The 17,901-nt window shown below is 62.7% G+C and carries 15 protein-coding genes; 7 read left to right on the plus strand and 8 right to left on the minus strand.

Features of this window, described 5'->3' with window-relative positions; all coding sequences use genetic code 11:
* Positions 1-93: 93 nt before the first annotated feature.
* Both CQ12_RS16815 and CQ12_RS16820 read right to left on the minus strand, forming a co-directional pair.
* Positions 94-1,338, minus strand: coding sequence for an ABC transporter substrate-binding protein (locus tag CQ12_RS16815; protein ID WP_057836395.1), 1,245 nt, complete (start codon positions 1,336-1,338; stop codon positions 94-96).
* 179 nt (positions 1,339-1,517) lie between these two features.
* The gene (locus CQ12_RS16820) at positions 1,518-2,411 is read right to left on the minus strand and encodes an IclR family transcriptional regulator (protein ID WP_083519326.1); all 894 of its coding nucleotides are present in this window, start codon (positions 2,409-2,411) and stop codon (positions 1,518-1,520) included.
* A 205-nt stretch (positions 2,412-2,616) separates the two neighbouring features.
* Between CQ12_RS16820 and CQ12_RS16825 the strand changes: the two genes are divergently transcribed.
* Genes CQ12_RS16825 through CQ12_RS16835 form a run of 3 tightly spaced genes read left to right on the plus strand, consistent with a single transcriptional unit; the run spans position 2,617 to position 5,541 of the window.
* On the plus strand, positions 2,617-4,416 hold the full coding sequence (locus CQ12_RS16825) for a thiamine pyrophosphate-binding protein (protein ID WP_057836396.1): 1,800 nt from the start codon (positions 2,617-2,619) through the stop codon (positions 4,414-4,416).
* A 19-nt stretch (positions 4,417-4,435) separates the two neighbouring features.
* On the plus strand, positions 4,436-5,140 hold the full coding sequence (locus CQ12_RS16830) for an SDR family oxidoreductase (RefSeq protein WP_057836397.1): 705 nt from the start codon (positions 4,436-4,438) through the stop codon (positions 5,138-5,140).
* A 17-nt stretch (positions 5,141-5,157) separates the two neighbouring features.
* On the plus strand, positions 5,158-5,541 hold the full coding sequence (locus CQ12_RS16835; protein ID WP_057836398.1) for a cupin domain-containing protein: 384 nt from the start codon (positions 5,158-5,160) through the stop codon (positions 5,539-5,541).
* Between the two features lie 12 nt (positions 5,542-5,553).
* On the opposite strand, the gene CQ12_RS16840 is transcribed toward CQ12_RS16835, so the two are convergent.
* Positions 5,554-5,961: a hypothetical protein gene (locus CQ12_RS16840; RefSeq protein WP_157088264.1), complete on the minus strand. Its 408-nt coding sequence runs from the start codon at positions 5,959-5,961 to the stop codon at positions 5,554-5,556.
* A 290-nt stretch (positions 5,962-6,251) separates the two neighbouring features.
* Between CQ12_RS16840 and CQ12_RS16845 the strand changes: the two genes are divergently transcribed.
* Positions 6,252-7,811 (plus strand): winged helix-turn-helix domain-containing tetratricopeptide repeat protein, encoded by a 1,560-nt coding sequence (locus CQ12_RS16845; protein ID WP_057836399.1) that lies wholly within the window; start codon positions 6,252-6,254, stop codon positions 7,809-7,811.
* Between the two features lie 228 nt (positions 7,812-8,039).
* Here CQ12_RS16845 and CQ12_RS16850 read toward each other — a convergent pair whose 3' ends face one another.
* Positions 8,040-8,918, minus strand: a complete 879-nt coding sequence (locus CQ12_RS16850; protein WP_057836400.1) for a DMT family transporter — start codon at positions 8,916-8,918, stop codon at positions 8,040-8,042.
* Between the two features lie 229 nt (positions 8,919-9,147).
* Complete coding sequence (locus CQ12_RS16855) at positions 9,148-9,372, minus strand: hypothetical protein (protein WP_057836401.1); 225 nt, start codon at positions 9,370-9,372, stop codon at positions 9,148-9,150.
* A gap of 536 nt (positions 9,373-9,908) precedes the next feature.
* Here CQ12_RS16855 and CQ12_RS16860 point away from each other — a divergent pair.
* Entirely contained in the window at positions 9,909-11,078 is a 1,170-nt protein-coding gene (locus CQ12_RS16860) for an O-antigen ligase family protein (RefSeq protein WP_057836402.1), read from the plus strand.
* 192 nt (positions 11,079-11,270) lie between these two features.
* Here the strand turns inward: CQ12_RS16860 and CQ12_RS16865 are convergent, their stop codons facing one another.
* Genes CQ12_RS16865 through CQ12_RS16875 form a run of 3 tightly spaced genes read right to left on the minus strand, consistent with a single transcriptional unit; the run spans position 11,271 to position 13,608 of the window.
* On the minus strand, positions 11,271-12,071 hold the full coding sequence (locus CQ12_RS16865; RefSeq protein WP_057836403.1) for an SDR family NAD(P)-dependent oxidoreductase: 801 nt from the start codon (positions 12,069-12,071) through the stop codon (positions 11,271-11,273).
* Entirely contained in the window at positions 12,072-12,626 is a 555-nt protein-coding gene (locus CQ12_RS16870; RefSeq protein WP_057836404.1) for a carboxymuconolactone decarboxylase family protein, read from the minus strand. It abuts the gene before it with no gap.
* 40 nt (positions 12,627-12,666) lie between these two features.
* On the minus strand, positions 12,667-13,608 hold the full coding sequence (locus CQ12_RS16875; RefSeq protein WP_057836405.1) for a hotdog family protein: 942 nt from the start codon (positions 13,606-13,608) through the stop codon (positions 12,667-12,669).
* A 190-nt stretch (positions 13,609-13,798) separates the two neighbouring features.
* Here CQ12_RS16875 and CQ12_RS16880 point away from each other — a divergent pair, with 190 nt between their 5' ends.
* Both CQ12_RS16880 and CQ12_RS16885 read left to right on the plus strand, forming a co-directional pair.
* Positions 13,799-17,272 carry an indolepyruvate ferredoxin oxidoreductase family protein gene (locus CQ12_RS16880; protein WP_057836406.1) on the plus strand — a complete coding sequence of 1,158 codons (3,474 nt, stop codon included), beginning with the start codon at positions 13,799-13,801 and terminating at the stop codon, positions 17,270-17,272.
* Positions 17,273-17,417: 145 nt separating this feature from the next.
* Entirely contained in the window at positions 17,418-17,816 is a 399-nt protein-coding gene (locus tag CQ12_RS16885) for a hypothetical protein (protein ID WP_057836407.1), read from the plus strand.
* Positions 17,817-17,901 lie beyond the last annotated feature (85 nt).

A 17,901-nucleotide genomic window follows, 5' to 3' on the forward strand; every position in this document is an offset into this window, starting at 1 on the left:
GCGACGTTAGAACGCGCCTTGAAAAAGAGACGGCGCCGGCTGTTGTATGCCGGCGCCGCTAGCGCCAGTGGGCCCGACGCCCGTATCGGGCTTCTATGCCTTCATGTTGCAGGGATTTTGCGTCTTCGTCGGGTAGATGGCTTCAAGCTCCGCGCCCGCGGCCGGCACGGCCTCGCCGAGCACGAGCATGTCCCACTTGTCCTTCATCTCGCCTTTCGGTTTTACGGTGAACGGATAGGCCTCCTGCACGAGCTGATGGTCCCAGGAGCGGAAGTAGCCCTTGCGCGACTTCATGATGTCGAACTGTGTCTGCTTCTCGAAATAGGCGATCAGGGCGTCGCTCTCGGTCGACTTGGTATCGGTGATCGCCTGCGCGATCATCTTCAGCGTGATGTATTCGATCCAGGCATGGTTCTCCGGCGGTTTGCCGTATTTCTTGCTGAAGGCCTCGACGAAGGCCTTCGACGCCGGATTATCGAGCGTGTGGTACCAGACCGTCGGCCAGGTGCCGGAGAGATTACCTTCGCCCATCGCCCAGGCATCGCCGGTGTTGAGATTGAAACCGACCAGCGGGTAGGGGAAGCCGAACTCGGCATACTGCTTGACGAGATTGGTGACCTGGTTGCCGGCAAGGTTGCAGCAGACGACGTCGGGCTTGGCCTGCCGCACCTTCAGAAGATACGGGCTGAAGTCGGTGACGTCTGTCGCGATCAGTTCGTCGCCGATCAGCGTCGCGTCGTTGGCGCTGAAGAACGCTTTCGCGGCCTTCAACAGGTCGTGGCCGAAAATATAATCCGCGGTCAGGGTAACGAACTTCTTGCCCTTCACCATGCCCTTCTGGTTCAGCGCGGTGCCGACGGCATTGACCATCACGGTGTTCGGGATATCGCAGTGGAAGGAGTAACGGTTGCAGTCCTTGCCGCGCAGCGCGTCCGAGCGCGCGCCGGTCGAGAAGAACACCTTCTTGTTGCGCTCGGCGACCTGCATGATGGTCAGCGACGAGGCGGATGAGATTTCGCCGAACAGCAGCACCGCGCCGTCCTGCTCGATCATGCGTTGCGCCTTGGTCGAGGCGGTGGCGGGATTGACCGAGTCTTCCGACATCAGGTCGATCTGCTTGCCCATGATGCCGCCGGAAGCGTTGATTTCTTCCGCCGCCATCTTCACCCCTAACTGCGCGTAGCTGCCGATCGCGCCGAGGAAGCCGGTCAGCGGCACCAGATGGCCAATCTTTATCCGCGCGGCCTGTGCGCGGAGGATGGCCGGCGATCCGATGGCGGATGCGCCGGCAAAGGCGGCGCCGGCTTTCAACAGAGTGCGTCGGCTGTAGCGGGTCATGACTGATCTCCTCCCGAGAGTTCGCCCTGACGTTCTCCCCGTCGATGTCAGCTTATGCGACAATGTGAGAGACGTTCTTTTATTATTGTAGGATATTTCCGGACACAGTCGTTCCTGTCAACGCCAAATGCGTCGCAGGCGCGCTTCTCGCGGTGTGGGGAGGATTTAGATCGGTCGGGTCAGGAGAATTTCGCCAGACCCCGCGCGCCGAATTCGATCGACAGCCGGCTGGCGGCCGATTGCACCAGCTTGGCGCGGCTCTGCACCGCCTGGTCGGTCATGCGCCAGATCGGGCCGGAAATGCCGAGCGCGCCGATCACCTCGCCGGTGAAATGATAGACCGGCACGGCGACGCAGCGGACTTCCGCGTTGAATTCGCCGTCATCGAAGGCGATTGCACTGCGGCGGATTTCGGCGATCTCGCGCAGCAGCACGGCGGGATCGGTGATCGACTTTTTTGTCGAGGGCTTCAGTTCCACCCGTTCGAGAAAGCGCTTCAACTGGTCGGGGCGCAGCGAGGCCAGCATGATCTTGCCGAGCGCGGTGCAATGCGCCGGGCGCACCACGCCGACGCGATCGGTCAACTGGAACGCACCGGCTCCGCTGGTGCGGGCAATGACGACCACGGAATCGCCCATGCGCACGGCAAAATGGCCGCTTTCGCCAGTTTCCCGCGACAGGTCTTCCAGGATCGGGGTGGCGAGATTCACCATCTCGATCTCATCGAGCGCGCTTGCCGCCAGCGCAAACAGCGGCCGGCCGACGCGATAGCGCTTCGAATCCCGCTCCTGCCGGAGATAGCCAAGCGAGACCAGCGTCTTGGCGAGGTGGAAGGTGGTGGAGTTGTGCAGGCCCACCAGCTTGCTGAGGTCGGCTAGGCCGATGCCCTCGCGGTGACGCGCGACCTCTTCGAGGATGGAAAACGCGCGCCCGAGCGACTGCACGCCGCCGCGCGCGCGTTCTTCGGCCTCGTCGTCGATGTTGGGCTCGGTGGACGGCATCAATTTTGCGATCGAGATCTTCCGAGGGGAGGCCGGCTTGTCGCTCGTCTTCGGCTTGGCGCGCGGTTTCACGGGAATCACTTCTCCAAATGGGCGAGGCAAAACTCTATCAGGCCGTCCTCGCCCGGCAACAGCGCCGCGCATCGCGCGAGGCGCGATCGAGATCATACCACAATAGCAATTGACGTACAGTATTATGAGAAATAGGGTCGCGGTCATTGCCGGGACCGCGCGAGCCAACGCGCGGACAATTGGGCTGCAGGGAGAGAACGAAGCGATGTCGCGTAACATGCTCAACGGCGCCCAGGTCATCGTCGACTATCTGATCCAGGAGAAGGTGCCGCAGGTGTTCGGCCTGTGCGGCCACGGCAACATCCAGTTCATCGACGCGCTGTACGAGCGTTCGCACGACATCAAGACCATCTCGGTGCATCACGAGAGCGTCGCCGGCTTCATGGCCGACGTTTACTACCGCGTGTCCGGGCGGCCGACCGCGACGTTCACGTCCTGCGGGCCCGGTTCGGCGAACCTGCCGATCTCGCTCGCTAACGCCTATCTCGACTCGGTGCCGTTCATGGCGGTGACCGGCAACGTGCCGACCAGCCAGTTCAACCGCGGCGCCTTCCAGGAAATGTACCGGCATCATCAGGCCGATTTCCCCTCCACCGTGCGCACCATCTGCAAGAAGGTGTTCCAGCCGACGCGTGGCGAGATGGTGCCGCTCGCGGTGCGGCAGGCCTGGAAGACCATGACGACGGGCCGGCCCGGTCCTGTCGTGGTCGACGTGCCCTTCGACGTATTCATGGAATCGGCGGCCGAGGAGGCACCGAACGCGATCGAATGGAATGCCAATATATCGAGCCGCTGCGGCGCCGATCCCGAAGGCGTGATGAAAGCTGTCGACATGCTGCTGTCGGCCGAGCGGCCGACGATCATTGTGGGGCAGGGTGTGCGCTATGGCGGCGCGGCGGAAGAACTGGTTAGGCTCGCGGAGCGGCTGCAGATTCCGGTCGCGGCCTCGGCCAGCGGGCTCGGCGCGATCGATTGCAATCATCCGCTGGCGCTGGGGCTTGTCGCGCGCGCCGGGCACTATCAGGCCAACCACGCCACGCGTCAGGCCGACGTGTTGCTAGCCATGGGAATGCGGTTCGACGACCGCACGTCGAGCTCGTGGATCCCGGGCTACTCCTTCACCATCCCGCCGACGCGGCTGATCCATGTCGATATCGATCCCGAGGAGATCGGCCGCAATTATCCCGTCGCGCTCGGCCTGATGGCCGACGTGCGCACTTTTCTCCGGCAGGTGCATGCCGAGCTCGATCGCCGTGGCGATCTCTCCAAGAAAGCGGATGCCCGCAAGAAGTGGCTCTCGCAGATCGACGGCTATCGGAGAGAGTGGGACAAGTTCGTCGCTCCCGGATTCTCCGACGATACCACGCCGATCAATCCGCAGCGCGCCGCGCTCGAAATCGACAAGGCGCTGCCTGATGATGCGATCCTCGTCAGCGATATCGGCGTGCACCACAACTGGCTGCTCGGCTTCTGCAAGCCGAAGCGGCCGGATTCGCTGATCGGCTCGATGGGGTTCGGTCCGATGGGTTTTGGGGTTGCCGGCGTGATGGGCGCGAAGTTTGCCGCACCGGATCGTCCCTGCGTCTCCGTGTGCGGCGACGGCGCGTTCTTCATGCACGCCAACGTGCTGGGTACGGCGGTCGAATATAATCTGCCTGTGGTGTGGGTGGTCTGGAACAATTACGCTTATGCCTCGATCCGGGGGTTGCAGCGCGGCTATCTCGGCGGGCGGGAGCTTGCGACCGACTTCCATGATCCCAACACCGGCGAACGCTACAATCCGGATTTTGCCGCGATGGCGCGCTCCTGCGGCGTCGAGGGCGTGCGCGTCGATCGTGCCGGCGATCTCGGCGAGGCCATCCGCAAGGGCATCGCCGCCAACAAGCCCTATCTGATCGACGTCGATATCGCCGCCGACATCAATCCGGTGGGCGCCGGCGTCTGGGAATTGCCTGGACTCGGCCAGAGCAAGGCCGGCATCGGCACGCGCTTTCAGCCGGCCTGATCTCACGCGAGGGAATCACATGCTGCTTGCAGGCAAGAAAGTCGTCGTCGTCGGTGGCTCCTCCGGCATTGGTCTTGCGACCGCGGAAATGGCGAAGCGCGAGGGCGCTGATGTCATCGTCGCCTCCCGCAACGTCGAAAAGCTCGATGCGGTGGCGGAGAAGCTGAACGCGATCGCGATCCCCGCCGATGTCACCAGCGATGACAGCGTGGCAAACCTGTTCCGCCGTTGCGGGCCGGTCGATCACGTCGTGGTCACGGCGGCGCAGCTTCGCACCGGGCCGTTCAAGACGGTGGCGATGGAGGATGTGCGGAGCACGATGGAAGGCAAGTTCTGGGGCGCGTGGCGGGTCGCGCGCGAGGCCGAAATCCGCGCCGGCGGATCGCTGACGCTGGTGTCGGGATTCCTCAGCGTTCGTCCGCGGCCGAATTCGGCGATCGTCAGCGCCGCCAATGGCGCACTGGAATCGCTGGCGAAGGCGCTGGCCTTGGAACTGGCGCTGGTGCGCGTCAACGCGGTATCGCCCGGCGTGATCGATACGCCGATCCGCGCCGCGATGCCGGAAGAAGCGCGGCGCGAGATGCTGGCGAAGACGGCGGCCGCGCTGCCGGTCGGCCGCGTCGGTATTGGGGACGACATTGCGCGGCAGATTCTGGCGTTCATGGCGAACGGATTTGCGACCGGATCGATCGTCTATGTCGATGGCGGGGCGCTTGTGATCTGACGACAGAGGAGGCCATCATGGCTTCAGAAAACAACGGCGCCTTCATCCGCAACATCGCCGAGGTGCCGTGGCGTGAATTCCCCAATCATTTCGGCGGTGCGCTGTCGAAGCCGCTGGTGATGCCGGAGACCGCAGGCTCGCGCCATATCGACTATCGAATCTCGATGTACCAGCCGATGGCGTATGTCGCGCGCCACAAGCATCTGGTGCAGGAGCAGATCTATCACGTGCTCGAAGGCGAGGGGTTGATGGAGATCGCCGGGAGGAATCACGTGGTGCGCAAGCACGATTTCATCTTCCTGCCGCCGGGCGTCGAGCACGCGATCTCGAATTCGGGGCTGGTCGATCTGGTGTTTCTGGTGATCACGTCGCCGGTGACGGATGAGGAAAGGCCGGTGTGAGAACCGGCCAATCTAACTCATGCTCCCTGGCATAAAGCACCGGATCGATATTTCTGGATAGAGGTCGTTGTAGACCGGCCAGACCATAGTGCGCCCGGCCTTGTTCGGCACCTTGATTACGGCATTGTCTGGCACATCGACCCAGATCATCTCTTTGGAGTTGGCGTTTTTCGGTAGTCGCACGCGGTACTGACCGTCCTTAGCTTCCCAGTCTGCGTCTCCGACGGCATGGCCGTCGGTGTACGAACAGCAGAGGCCCTTGCCGCTCGCCAGATTCTCGAACCACTCGTGAAGCGGTGAATTCCTATAGCGTCCGTCGGGATCGCGCGCCGGCGCTGGCGACACCATCATCGCGATAGCCGCGCTAACAGCGATTCGCGAAATCCCGCACTCGATCAGCGTTACGCAAAACCGCCCCATGATACCTCCGGGCGAACGGTTACCGCTTGTGAGTACGGTGCCAGATACCATACGTTCATCCGGCGGATCGGACACCTCGCGGGTCAATACCTCGGTTCGAGGCGACGTAGTCGATCGCGCCGTGCGCCGTACCGAAATCCATTAGTTGTTTCTACCCGGACGAGGTTGCCAAGGCATGCGCGAGCGCGCTTGACAATCGGCTTACATTTTCCTCACCGGCGGCTTATTCTTTTGCGTTGCTACCGGCGCTAGAGCCTCGACAATCGGAGGCCGCCTAGGGAGATGGCAGCTTGCGCTATCTCTTCGAGGAGTACGCATTGGACACCGACCGGCGCGAGCTGCATCGCGGGCCGGACGTCGTCTCCGTCGCGCCACAGGTATTCGACCTGCTCGACTACCTGATCCGCAACAGGGAGCGCGTCGTCAGTAAGGACGACCTCATCAACGCCATTTGGAATGCGCGTATCGTCTCCGATGCGGCGCTGACGACCCGCCTGAACGTCGCCCGCAGTGTGATCGGAGATTCCGGCGAGGAACAGCGCCTCATCAAAACCCTACCGCGCAAGGGCTTCCGTTTCGTCGGACCAGTGCGGGAAGCGCAGGGAGCCGCAGGCGCGGCAGTCACCGATAACGGCGTAGAACCGCCGAAGCCCGCGCTCACGCTGCCCGATGAACCCTCAATCGCGATTCTCCCCTTCACCAATCTGAGCTCCGATCCCGATCAGGACTACTTCGCCGATGGCATGGTTGACGAAATCACCACAGCGTTATCGCGGTTCAAACATCTATTCGTGATCGCGCGCAATTCGAGTTTTACTTACAAGGGCAAAGTCGTCGATATCAAGCAGGTTGGGCGCGAACTCGGCGTCCGCTACGTGCTTGAAGGCAGTGCGCGCAAGGCCGCCGGACAAGTCCGTATCATCGGCCAATTGATTGATGCCGCGAGCGGGAGGCACCTTTGGGCCGATCGATTTGAAGGTGAGCTGAGCGATATCTTTGCTCTACAGGACCGAATGACCGAAAGTGTCGTCTCGGCCATTCATTCAAAAGTGCTTCGAACTGAAATCGATTCGGCGGTGCGTCGGCCGAACAACCTCAGCGCTTACGACCTTTGTCTTCGGGCATTCCCGCACCTCTACTCATGGACCCGGGACGGAACGGCCGAGGCCCTTCGGCTTGCCTCTCGCGCATTGGAGATTGACCCTCGGTATGGCTTTGCTGCGACCCAAGCAGGAAGCTGCCACTTCATAAATGTCAATCAGGGATGGACGGCCGATCCAAAGTCGGAAATTGCGGCGGGGTTGAGGCTTATTCGGTTGGCACTCAGTATCGACGGAAACGACGTTATTGCACTGAGCATACTTGGCTGGGCAACCGCTTGCTTCTCTGACGATGGCGATACTGCAAGGGAGATGGTGGACCGCGCGGTCGCCCTTAACGCCAATTCAGCCTTCGCATGGGAGCTGCGAGGTTTTACTTACGAACTAGCGGGGCAGCTTGAAGAGGCGATCGGAAGCTTCAAGCGCGCCATTCGACTAAGCCCATTCGACCCGTGGCTACCTAGAACGGTTACAGGAATGGGCATTGCACTCATCGGTCTTGGTCGTTTCGATGAGGCGGTTACCGCGGCGAAGAACGCTCTCCAAGCGAACCAGACTTATGGGCCGGCCTATCGCTGCCTCGCGGCAGCTTTGGCGCACCTAGGGCGAGATGCAGAAGCAAGGAAGGTGGTGGCCCAGGTCCTTGAGATTGAGCCCCATTTCGGAATATCTGAATGGGTAGTCCATACCGGTCAACGGCAGGCTCAGATGTATATCGATGGCCTCCGCAAAGCGGGACTTCCAGAGTGATGCACCGTCCGGTCGCGCCACACCAGCGAGTTGATCGAGTAGGCCGCCACTGCGACTTTCGCTAATGACACATCGCGTCATTTCGCTACGCCGCAGGATTTGGTTGCTGTTGGTGCATAGCGGACTCTGGCAAGCTCTCCGCCCGGCAGATTTATGGGTTCACGGCCTAGCGCAAGGGAAGCAAGGGCGTGGATGTCCGGCACAACGGGCTAGATGCAAGGCGATTGGCTACGCCCTTGCCGACCCCAGCAGCACCACGCCCGCGATCAGCACCGCGCAACCCGCCACCCGCCATGCCGTGACCCGCTCGCCGAGGATCAGCATGCCGAACAGCGCGCCCACCATCATCGACATTTCGCGCGCGGGCGCGACGAGGCTCAGCGGCGCGCCCATTTCGATGGCCGACAGCACGAGGATGTAGGACAGCGGCGCGAGTGCGCCAACGCCGAGTGCCAGCCACCAATGGCCCTGCATCCGCTTCTTCGCCCCCGGCCAATCCCGCATCACGACCGGCACCAGCAGGAAAAAGCGCAGCAGATTGGAGAGCCAGTCGAGCACGACCGGGTGAATGCCGAGCACCTTGACGCCGTAGCCGTCGACCACGGTGTAGCTTGCGATCAGCGATCCCGTCGCGGTGCCCCAGCGCACGCCATCGAGGCCGCGCGGCTTCCTGAACGCGGAGAGGTCGCCCTGCGTGGTGATGAGGCCGATGCCGGCGACGACGGCGAACAGGCCGAGGATGCCTTGCGTGGTCGGCGTCTCCCGCAAAAGGATGAACGCGCCGATCGAGGAGAGCATCGGACCGGTGCCCCGCGCGACCGGATAGACCACCGAGAGATCGGCGACCTGGTAGCCGCGCTGCAGGCACAGGCTGTAGGCGAGGTGGATGATCGTGCTGAGCACGATGCAGATGATGACAGGCCCATTCCAGGTGAGGTCGTCATAGATCAGAATCCAGATCATCCACGGCAGATAGACGATGCTGGAGAACAGATTGGAGGCGAACACGAAGGCTGCACCGGCCGCAGCGGCGCGCTTCGCGAGTAAATTCCATGTGGCGTGGATAAAGGCGGCGAAGACAACGAGTGTAAGCGGGACGAGCGACATGAGACCTCCGTGCCATCAGGCGCGAACAAGATCTCGACATCTCCTCCTCTGGGCTTTTGTCCCTCGGGTGCAGCCGCGTGCTACCGCGGTTTCCGCAACGCTCGGACCGGCGATGGCGGTTTCGCCATCCGGAACCCTAGTTGCCACTCAGTCGATGGAACTCCGATATGTCAGGAAATCGGGTGCGGTCAATGCGGAATTCATGCTGCAGGTGCGCAATGCCGCGCGGTCAGGCGGCCAGATCCTGCAACAAAAGCGATGAACCGCGAATCAGCACCTTGCGTCCCTTCGCGGTGATGACGGGAACATCGCCGTTCATCGTGGCGAGTTCCAGCGCGATCAGGCCATCGATTGTATAGCGGCTCATGCGGGGCAATCTGGATGCCGGCGTGCGCAATGCCTTCAAGGCTTCCCACTGGGACGGCGTCAGGTCGTAGTCGAATTCTTCGTTCATGGTGCCTCGGCTTCCACAATTCTTGTGGCGTCTCATAGCGAGCGCACGTGAAATTCGTGCGACCGCAACGAGTCGGTATTTCGACAAGCGACGATGCGCTGTCACATCATCGTGTCATTGGAATTGGTCGATGTCGTCGAATCACGCGGGGGGCCAAAAACAAAATACGCAGGCACAGGTCGCGTGAGCAGGGCCGGCAAAAAGGCCGCCCGATCGCCGCAACCCTTAGGAGAAGGTTACTAACGAAAAGTAAACATCGGGACTGGTTGAAAATACCGTGGCTCAGCTCACGGTCATCGGCCGTGGGGTCGGCAAAGCAACTTGTCCGCCGTAGTTCAACGAGCGCAGACGGAGGCATGCCCACCGTCCTTTTGCGCCGAGAGCATGGTGGGCACGGCGCTTCGCGCCTTTGCCCACCCTACAATTCCATTCGCGGCGTTCGCAACATCCCAGCCGGGAGCCCATCACTAACTCGGGTTGACTCCCTTGGTGATGGCATTGACTCTGCGGCTCGTTTTGAGCGGAGATTCGACGGCATGGTTTGGCGTGTTGCGTTTGCGATGCTGGTGTCGAGCAGCGCGTTGATGATCTTGGGGGCGTGGGCGACGGGCTTGGCGAGCAATCCGGTGCTGACCGCGGCTCTGCTGGCCGGAGCGCCGGCGGTCATGATAGCGAGCGGCCACTTCTCCGAATTCCGGATCGGCCTGGTCGATGTCCTGTTTGGTCTGTTTGTTGCCGCGTCGCTGATCTCGACCGCGATCAACGGCCTGCCGCCGACGCGTGAGGCCGCGCTGTTTGCATTGTCCCTGCTGGCGTACCCCGCGGGACGACTGGCGCCGGTGGGGACATCGTTCCGGCCCTTCCTGATTGTGACGCTGCTCATCGTCGGCATCGGTACGATCGCGGTTGGTGCCGCGCTCGTCGGGCAATGGAATGATCCTCATGGACGGCCGATCGTGTTCGGCTTTGCCCATGCCGCGACTGTGTTCCTGACCTCGCTCGGCTTCCTGATGTTGGCGGTGGTCTGTCTGGATGATTTCCGCAGGCCAGTGCTGAGTGCGATGGCCGCCGTCCCGGCGCTCGTGGTCTTCGCGGCGTCGCAAGTCCGATTTACATTTGTGGTGATCGTCGGATCGCTCGGGATTGCTTTCCTGGTGTCCGACCATGACCGCCGACGCGGAATAGCGGCCGTTCTCGGGCTTGTGATCGCATCCGTCGTCATCGGCCTTGCCATACGGCCGCATACCAGCGGCGTTTTCCTGAGATACGTCATCCCCTCCGCAGGCGCCGCGGAGCGGCCGCAGAACCCCGTTGCCGGCGAATGCGGGGAACTCGACAATTCGATAGCGATCCGGAAGACCTTGCTGCGGCAGGCCGTGCAGGGATTGCCGTCGGCCGGCTTGTTCGGCCATGGGCTGTCATCTGCGGCCCAGGCGTCCTGCTTCAAGACGGATCCGCACAACTCGGTTTTGCAGGCTGTGCTCGAATTCGGCTGGGTCGGTGGAATATTGCTGGTGCTGCTGGTCGCCACCGCGCTGCGGCGGCTTTGGCCGGTTGCCATGAAAAACCCAGAGGCCGCGTTCGTGCTGTGCTGCCTCGCCTATGTCGCGATGATCGACATGGCGCACGGTCACCTCGCAACCGAAGGGCTGCTGTTTCTTTTCATCGGTTACGCGGCGCGCGCTTCGACATTAGTGAAGCCATGAGGATTGTTGCGATCGGGCTCGCCATCTATGCGGTCTATCCCGCGGCGGCGTGGCTCCTGCATCGGGATCGCCACCTCACCATGAGGGTCAGGCGAGATGCCGTAGGATGGGCAAGACGAAGCGTGCCCACCATCTTTTTGCGCGGAGAGAATGGTGGGCACGGCGCTGTGCGCCTTTGCCCACCCTACGATTCTATCCGCGCCGTACACTCGCGCCGCCGTCGACCGGCAGCGTCACGCCGGTAATGAAACTCGCTTCATCCGACGCGAGGAACAGCGCGGCGTTCGCAACGTCCCAGCCGGTGCCCATCTTCTGCCGCAGCGGAACTTTGCTGTCGCGCTCGGCCTCGACTTCGGCGCGGCTCTTTCCCCATTCGCGGGCGCGGGTGTCGACGGCCATCGGCGTGTTCATCAGGCCCGGCAGGATGACGTTGGCGCGAATGCCGTATTGCGCGTTCTGGTAGGCGAGCTGTTCGGTGAAAGCGATCATCGCCGACTTGGTCGCCTTATATGCCACATAAGGATAGGTGGTGATCGCGGCCATCGAGGAGATGTTGATAATCGCGCCACTCTTTTGCTGGCGCATGATCGGGATCACATGCCTGGCGGCCCACACGCAGCTCTTTAGATTGATCGCGACGCAGCGGTCGAAGGCTTCCTCCGATATTTCGAGCAGCTCGGCGTCGCCGCCGGACAGGCTGACGCCGACATTATTGTGCAACACGTCGATACGGCCCCAGCGCGCTTGCGCGTCCGCCACCATCGCCTTGAGCTCGGCATTCTTGGTGACGTCGGCCTTGAACGCTGCCGCGGTGCCGCCGTTCGCGGCGATCAGGTCGACGGTTTCCTGTGCCGATTCCAGATGGTGATCGACGCACAGCACCCTGGCGCCTTCGCGCGCAAAGGTCAGCGCGGTGGCGCGGCCGTTGCCGATGCCTTCGCCGGGGCTCTGGCCGGCGCCGACGACGATGGCGACACGATCTTTCAGACGCATTCATTCCACTCCCGGGATCGGGTACTGTTGCAGTACCTCTTTGTAATAGGGTTCGTTATCGATCCTCATCGTCGCCAGCACGCGCACCACGGCGCAATAGAAGGCGATGGTGAGGACGAGGTCGACCATTTCCTCATCGGAAAGCTCTCGCTTGATCTCGGCGAAGGTCGCCTCCGACATTGCGAGGTCCCGCACCATCTCGCGGGCGCCGCGCAATATTACCTTCGCCAGCGGTTCGAGCTTCGAGGGCTTGCCCTCGGTCTCCGCTATCAGTCCAGCGATATCGTCATCGGTGACGCCGAATTCCTTGCCGATCTTCACGTGGTGGGTGAACTCGTATTCGGATTTCTCCATCCAGCCGACCTGCAGGATCGCGAGCTCGCGCAAGCGCGGATCGAGCTTGCTCTTGAAGCGGATATGGTTGCCGACACCGTTGAAGGCGCGGGCCATATCGGGCGAGTTCACCAACAGCTTGTGCAGATTGGTGTTGCGCTTGAGCATGTCGCGGTATTCGGGGGCGACCTGGTCGGCTTCGAGATAGGGCAGGCGGGCCATTTTATTGTTGTCCTTGTTGGCGATACCGGCTCAGGCTCACCTAGGCGTACAGCGCTTTGTGCTCCTGCTCGTAGCTGGCGTAGGAGTCCTTGATGCTGGCCATGTTCAGCAACATGGTTGCAACCGGTTTCTCATCGGCCGCGAACACGGTCGTGCGCATCCACACGCTTTCGGTGCGGCGGCTGCCGCTGAGCGCGACAACTTCGCGCTCAGTCGAATAACTCTCGCCGACGAAGAGCGGACCGCGCAGCAGGCGGATTTCCTGATCGGCGAACAGGCCGACCGCGGGTCCGCGCACCGGCAGCCGGTCTTCGCGGGCGCGGTACTGAAATAACACGCTCAGCATCTCGAACGGGATGATCGCCCGGCCCCAGGGATTGAGCTCCTGCGAATAATAGGCTGAAGGTTCGGTGATGGCCTTGAGCTTGTCGGCGAGCGAAAACGGATAGAGGTCGCCCATGTGCTGGTCGAAATCCATTTTCACCGTCTGCCGTCCGGTCTTCATGCCGACCTTGAGGTCGGCGAGGATGACCGGATCGGCCAGCGGCTTCAATTCGCCGAGCCGCCGGGAAAGCGCTGTTTCCGAGACGTCACCGACGGATGCGGTGCCGCGCAGTATCTCGGTGCCGTCGCGCTTGGTCATGCCGATCGCGAAAATGGTCTGGCCGGGCTTGGCCTTCTCGATATTGGCCTGCACTTCCTCGCCCTCGAAGGCGGGGTTGCGGTAATGCGCCGACAGGCATCCGGTTTCGAACCAGGCCTGGCCCCAGATTCGTTCGCACAGCGGCGCGAACTGGCTGAAATGGGTCGGGCCCTCGATGGTGCCGCCCTGAAACCCGAGCTTTTGCGCGGTCGCATCGTCGTGAATCGAGGCGTGGGAGTCATAGACCTGCGCATGGAGCATCTGTTTGGGGCTGCGCCACGGTCCCACCAGCAGATTGCCGCTCTCCAATAACTCGGTCCTGAATGCCGGTTCTGTCATCCCTGGTGTCTCCGTTTACGCCCAAGCGTTTCAAAGAAGGCGGGCGCCCGCAAGAGGCGGGCTGATCCACAGGGCAGGCCGAGATATGTCCTGCGGCCATGAATTCACGCTGGGCACGCATAGCAAAACCGGTGCATTCTGTTCGCAATTAGACCGGTTCAAAATAACCGGCGCGACGGGGAGCGGACGAATGGCGTTGATGGACGTGGGGCTGGACGACAAGTACCGGCTGGATGCGAAGCGAATCTTCCTGTCCGGTACGCAGGCGCTGGTCCGATTGCCGATGTTGCAGCGCGAACGCGACCGCGCGCAGGGACTCAACACCGCCGGTTTCATATCAGGCTACCGCGGCTCGCCGCTCGGCATGTACGATCACGCGCTGTGGCGCGCAAAGTCCTTCCTCAAGCAGCACGACATCGAGTTCTCGCCCGGCCTCAACGAGGACCTCGCCGCGACCGCCGTATGGGGCAGCCAGCAGGTCGGCATGTTCCCCGGCGCCAAGGTCGATGGCGTGTTCGGTATCTGGTATGGCAAAGGCCCCGGCGTCGACCGTTCCGTCGATGCGCTCAAGCACGCCAATTCGGCCGGCACCTCGCCGAACGGCGGCGTGATAGCGCTCGCCGGTGACGACCATGGTTGCCAGTCCTCGACGCTGGCGCATCAGAGCGAGCAGGTGTTCGCCGCGGCGCTGATGCCGGTGGTCAATCCCGCGACGCTGCAGGACTATCTCGATCTCGGCATTCTGGGCTTTGCGCTGTCGCGCCATTCCGGCTGCTGGGTCGGCTTCAAGGCGATTTCGGAGACGGTCGAAAGCTCGGCTTCGATCATCAGCGATCCCGATCGCGTCAGGATCATCACGCCTGATGATTTCGAGATGCCGCCGGGCGGGCTTTCGATCCGCTGGCCGGATGCGCCGATGGAGCAGGAGCGGCGGCTGCACGGCCCGAAGATGCAGGCGGTCGCGGCATTCGCGCGGGTGAACCGCTTCGACCGGATCGTGTTGGACTCCAAGCCGGCGCGGCTCGGCATCATGGCGACCGGCAAGGCGTATCTCGATCTGCGTCAGGCGCTGGCCGATCTCGGCATTACCGATGCGGAGGCGCAGGCGCTGGGATTGCGCATCTACAAGGTCGCGCTGACCTGGCCGCTGGAGGAATCCGGCGCGCGCGCCTTTGCTGAAGGCTTGCAGGACGTGCTGGTCGTCGAGGAAAAGCGCGGCTTCATCGAGGACCAGCTTCTTCGCATTCTTTATAATGTCGATGCGTCGAAGCGGCCTTCGGTGGTCGGCAAGCGCGACGAGACCGGCGCTATGCTGCTGGCGAGCGAAGGCGAGCTGACGCCTACCATGGTCGCGGCGGCCGTGGTTGCGCGGCTGCGCAAGCTTGGCCATCGCAGCCCGGCGCTGGAGCAGCGCCTCGCAAAACTCGAAGCGTTCGACCGGCCGGCGGAGGGCACAGGCGCCGCAAAGCTGCAGCGCACGCCGTATTTCTGCTCGGGCTGCCCGCACAACACCTCGACCAAGATTCCCGAGGGCAGTCGCGCGATGGCCGGCATCGGCTGTCACGGCATGGCGCTGTCGGTGCCGAACCGCCGCACGCAGACGATCTCGCATATGGGCGCGGAAGGCGTGACCTGGATCGGGCAGGCGCCGTTCACCAGCGAGCCGCATGTCTTCCAGAATCTCGGCGACGGCACCTACACCCATTCCGGCCTGCTGGCGATCCGCGCGGCGGCGGCCTCCGGCGTCAACATCACTTACAAGATCCTTTATAATGACGCGGTGGCGATGACCGGCGGCCAGCCGGCCGAAGGCGGGCTGACGGTTTCGCAGATCGCGCATCAGGTGTCGGCTGAGGGCGCCAAGCGGCTCGTCATCGTCTCCGACGATCCCGAGAAATATCCCAGCAATTACTTCCCATCAGGCGCGACTGTTCATCACCGCCGCGAACTCGACGCGGTGCAAAGGGAGCTGCGCGAGGTCAAGGGTCTCACCGTCCTGATCTATGACCAGACTTGCGCCGCGGAAAAGCGCCGCCGCCGCAAGCGCGGGCTCTATCCGGATCCGCCGAAGCGTATCTTCATCAATGAGCGCGTCTGCGAAGGCTGCGGCGACTGCTCGTCCGTTTCCAACTGCGTCTCGGTGCAGCCGCTGGAGACCGAATTCGGCCGCAAGCGGCGGATCGACCAGTCGAACTGCAACAAGGACTTTTCCTGCATCGAGGGCTTTTGCCCGAGCTTTGTCACCGTGCATGGCGGCAAGCTGCGTAAGGCCGACCGTACCGCGGCCGATCCGTCGGCGGTGTTTGCCGATCTGCCGACGCCCACGCCGCTGGCGCTCGCGGGGCCCTACAACATCCTCGTCACCGGCATCGGCGGCACCGGCGTCATCACCATCGGCGCGCTGCTCGGCATGGCCGCGCATGTCGAGGGCATGGCGTGCTCGACGCTGGATTTCACCGGCCTGTCGCAGAAGAACGGGGCGGTCATGAGCCACGTCCGCATCGCGCCCACGGCGGACGATCTCTCGACCGTCCGCATCGCGCCTGGTAACGCCAATCTCATCCTCGGCTGCGATATCGTCGTCGCCACCAGCATTCCTTCGCTGAGCCGGGCCGAGCGCGGCGTGACGCGGGCGATCGTCAATGCGGACCTCTTGCCGACCGCGAGCTTCGTCATCAATCCCGACATCGATTTCGAGGCGGGGGCGATGCGCGACTCATTGAACGAGGCTGTCAGCGCCTCCGATCTCGACATCCTCGACGCCACCGGGCTTGCCACCGCGCTGATGGGCGACAGCATCGCCACCAACGCCTTCATGCTCGGCTTTGCGTTCCAGCGCGGCGCAATCCCGCTGTCGCTGGAGGCGATCATGAAGGCGATCGATCTCAATGGCGCGGCGATCGAGATGAACAAGCTGGCGTTCTCCTGGGGCCGGCTTGCCGCACATGACCTGCAGCGCGTCGTCAGCGCCGCGCGCTTCAAGAGTTCGGGCGCGGCGCCGGTGAAGCGGACGCTTGAGGAGAGCATCGCCTTCCGCGCCAAGTTCCTGACGGACTATCAGGACGAGGCCTATTCGAAGCGCTACCTCGCGGAAGTCGAGCGGGTTCGTGCCGCGGAAGCCAAAGGCTCGCCCGGATCGCATGAGCTGACGGAAGCCTTCGCAAAGGGCCTGTTCAAGCTGATGGCCTACAAGGACGAATATGAAGTTGCCCGGCTTTATTCCGACGGCGAGTTCGCAAAAGCGTTAAAGGAACAGTTCGACGGCGAGGCGGGTGTCAAGGTGAGCCTCGCGCCGCCGTTGCTCGCGCCGCGCGACAAGGTCACGGGCCGCCTGCGCAAGCGCGAGTTCGGAGCCTGGATCTTCCGCGCGTTCGATATTCTCACCCGGTTCAAGTTCCTGCGCGGCACCGCGTTCGATCCGTTCGGCTACACGGCCGAACGGCGGATGGAACGCGCATTGCCGGGCGAATATTCCGACATGATCTTCCGCCATCTCGGCAGTCCGAAGCCGCAGGATTGGCCGCGTCTGGTGGCGCTGGCGAAATCGGCGGAACTCGTTCGCGGCTATGGCCACATAAAGGAAGCTAATGTCGCGAAATACCGCGCCGAGTGCGCGCGGCTGGAAGCCGCGATCGGCCAACCGGTGGCGCAAGCGGCCGAATAGCGGCTGCTCGCCTTGCGTGTGAACTTTTCCACCGCTGAAATCACTCACCGGTAAGCCTGAGGGCGGAACCGGCTGGAATTATCCGCACCACTTCCTACATGATGGCTGTTCCCCAGTTTGTTGAGTCGGTTTCACGAGGCCCGCGATGGTCCTGAGAAATGCTATTGCCGCAGCACTTTGCACGGCGCTCCTGATATCGGGCAGCGCCGCGCTGGCGGAAGAGTATCGCGAGGGCGAGCTGTTCAGCCTTGATCCTTCCACGGCTTTGCTCTCGCCGAAGCGGCTCGGCCCGGAGACGCAATTCGCGCCTGTTAGAATCGAAGCCAGGACCGACCGCAGGCCGGTGAGGACGGAGCGCGTGGTTGTCCGTAAAACTCCGGAGCGCAAGGCGCATGCTGCGCAGGGGCGCGTGGAGAAGCCGCGCGGTGCGGCCCGCGCCCAGCTGGCGCGCCGGCATAGCAATCCGCTCGATGCCCAGGCGCGCGACACGCGGATTCAGACCTGGCCGTGCAGGTCCGGCGCCATCTGCGGCTGGCAGAATTAATTCGTAGGATGGGTGGAGCGAAGCGATACCCATCATCTCTCCGCGCAACGATTTGATGGGTTTCGCTTCGCTCTACTCATCCTAC

It is taken from the genome of Bradyrhizobium jicamae (assembly GCF_001440395.1).
GTDB classification, from domain to species: Bacteria; Pseudomonadota; Alphaproteobacteria; order Rhizobiales; family Xanthobacteraceae; genus Bradyrhizobium; species Bradyrhizobium jicamae.

Excerpts from the sequence above, each read along its gene's own strand:
- CQ12_RS16875 (WP_057836405.1), bottom strand. The coding sequence starts at position 13,608 with ATGACAGAACCGGCATTCAGGACCGAGTTATTGGAGAGCGGCAATCTG.
- CQ12_RS16815 (WP_057836395.1), bottom strand. The coding sequence starts at position 1,338 with ATGACCCGCTACAGCCGACGCACTCTGTTGAAAGCCGGCGCCGCCTTT.
- CQ12_RS16855 (WP_057836401.1), bottom strand. The coding sequence starts at position 9,372 with ATGAACGAAGAATTCGACTACGACCTGACGCCGTCCCAGTGGGAAGCC.
- CQ12_RS16880 (WP_057836406.1), top strand. The coding sequence starts at position 13,799 with ATGGCGTTGATGGACGTGGGGCTGGACGACAAGTACCGGCTGGATGCG.
- CQ12_RS16825 (WP_057836396.1), top strand. The coding sequence starts at position 2,617 with ATGTCGCGTAACATGCTCAACGGCGCCCAGGTCATCGTCGACTATCTG.
- CQ12_RS16865 (WP_057836403.1), bottom strand. The coding sequence starts at position 12,071 with ATGCGTCTGAAAGATCGTGTCGCCATCGTCGTCGGCGCCGGCCAGAGC.
- CQ12_RS16870 (WP_057836404.1), bottom strand. The coding sequence starts at position 12,626 with ATGGCCCGCCTGCCCTATCTCGAAGCCGACCAGGTCGCCCCCGAATAC.
- CQ12_RS16830 (WP_057836397.1), top strand. The coding sequence starts at position 4,436 with ATGCTGCTTGCAGGCAAGAAAGTCGTCGTCGTCGGTGGCTCCTCCGGC.
- CQ12_RS16835 (WP_057836398.1), top strand. The coding sequence starts at position 5,158 with ATGGCTTCAGAAAACAACGGCGCCTTCATCCGCAACATCGCCGAGGTG.
- CQ12_RS16850 (WP_057836400.1), bottom strand. The coding sequence starts at position 8,918 with ATGTCGCTCGTCCCGCTTACACTCGTTGTCTTCGCCGCCTTTATCCAC.
- CQ12_RS16885 (WP_057836407.1), top strand. The coding sequence starts at position 17,418 with ATGGTCCTGAGAAATGCTATTGCCGCAGCACTTTGCACGGCGCTCCTG.
- CQ12_RS16860 (WP_057836402.1), top strand. The coding sequence starts at position 9,909 with ATGGTTTGGCGTGTTGCGTTTGCGATGCTGGTGTCGAGCAGCGCGTTG.
- CQ12_RS16840 (WP_157088264.1), bottom strand. The coding sequence starts at position 5,961 with ATGGGGCGGTTTTGCGTAACGCTGATCGAGTGCGGGATTTCGCGAATC.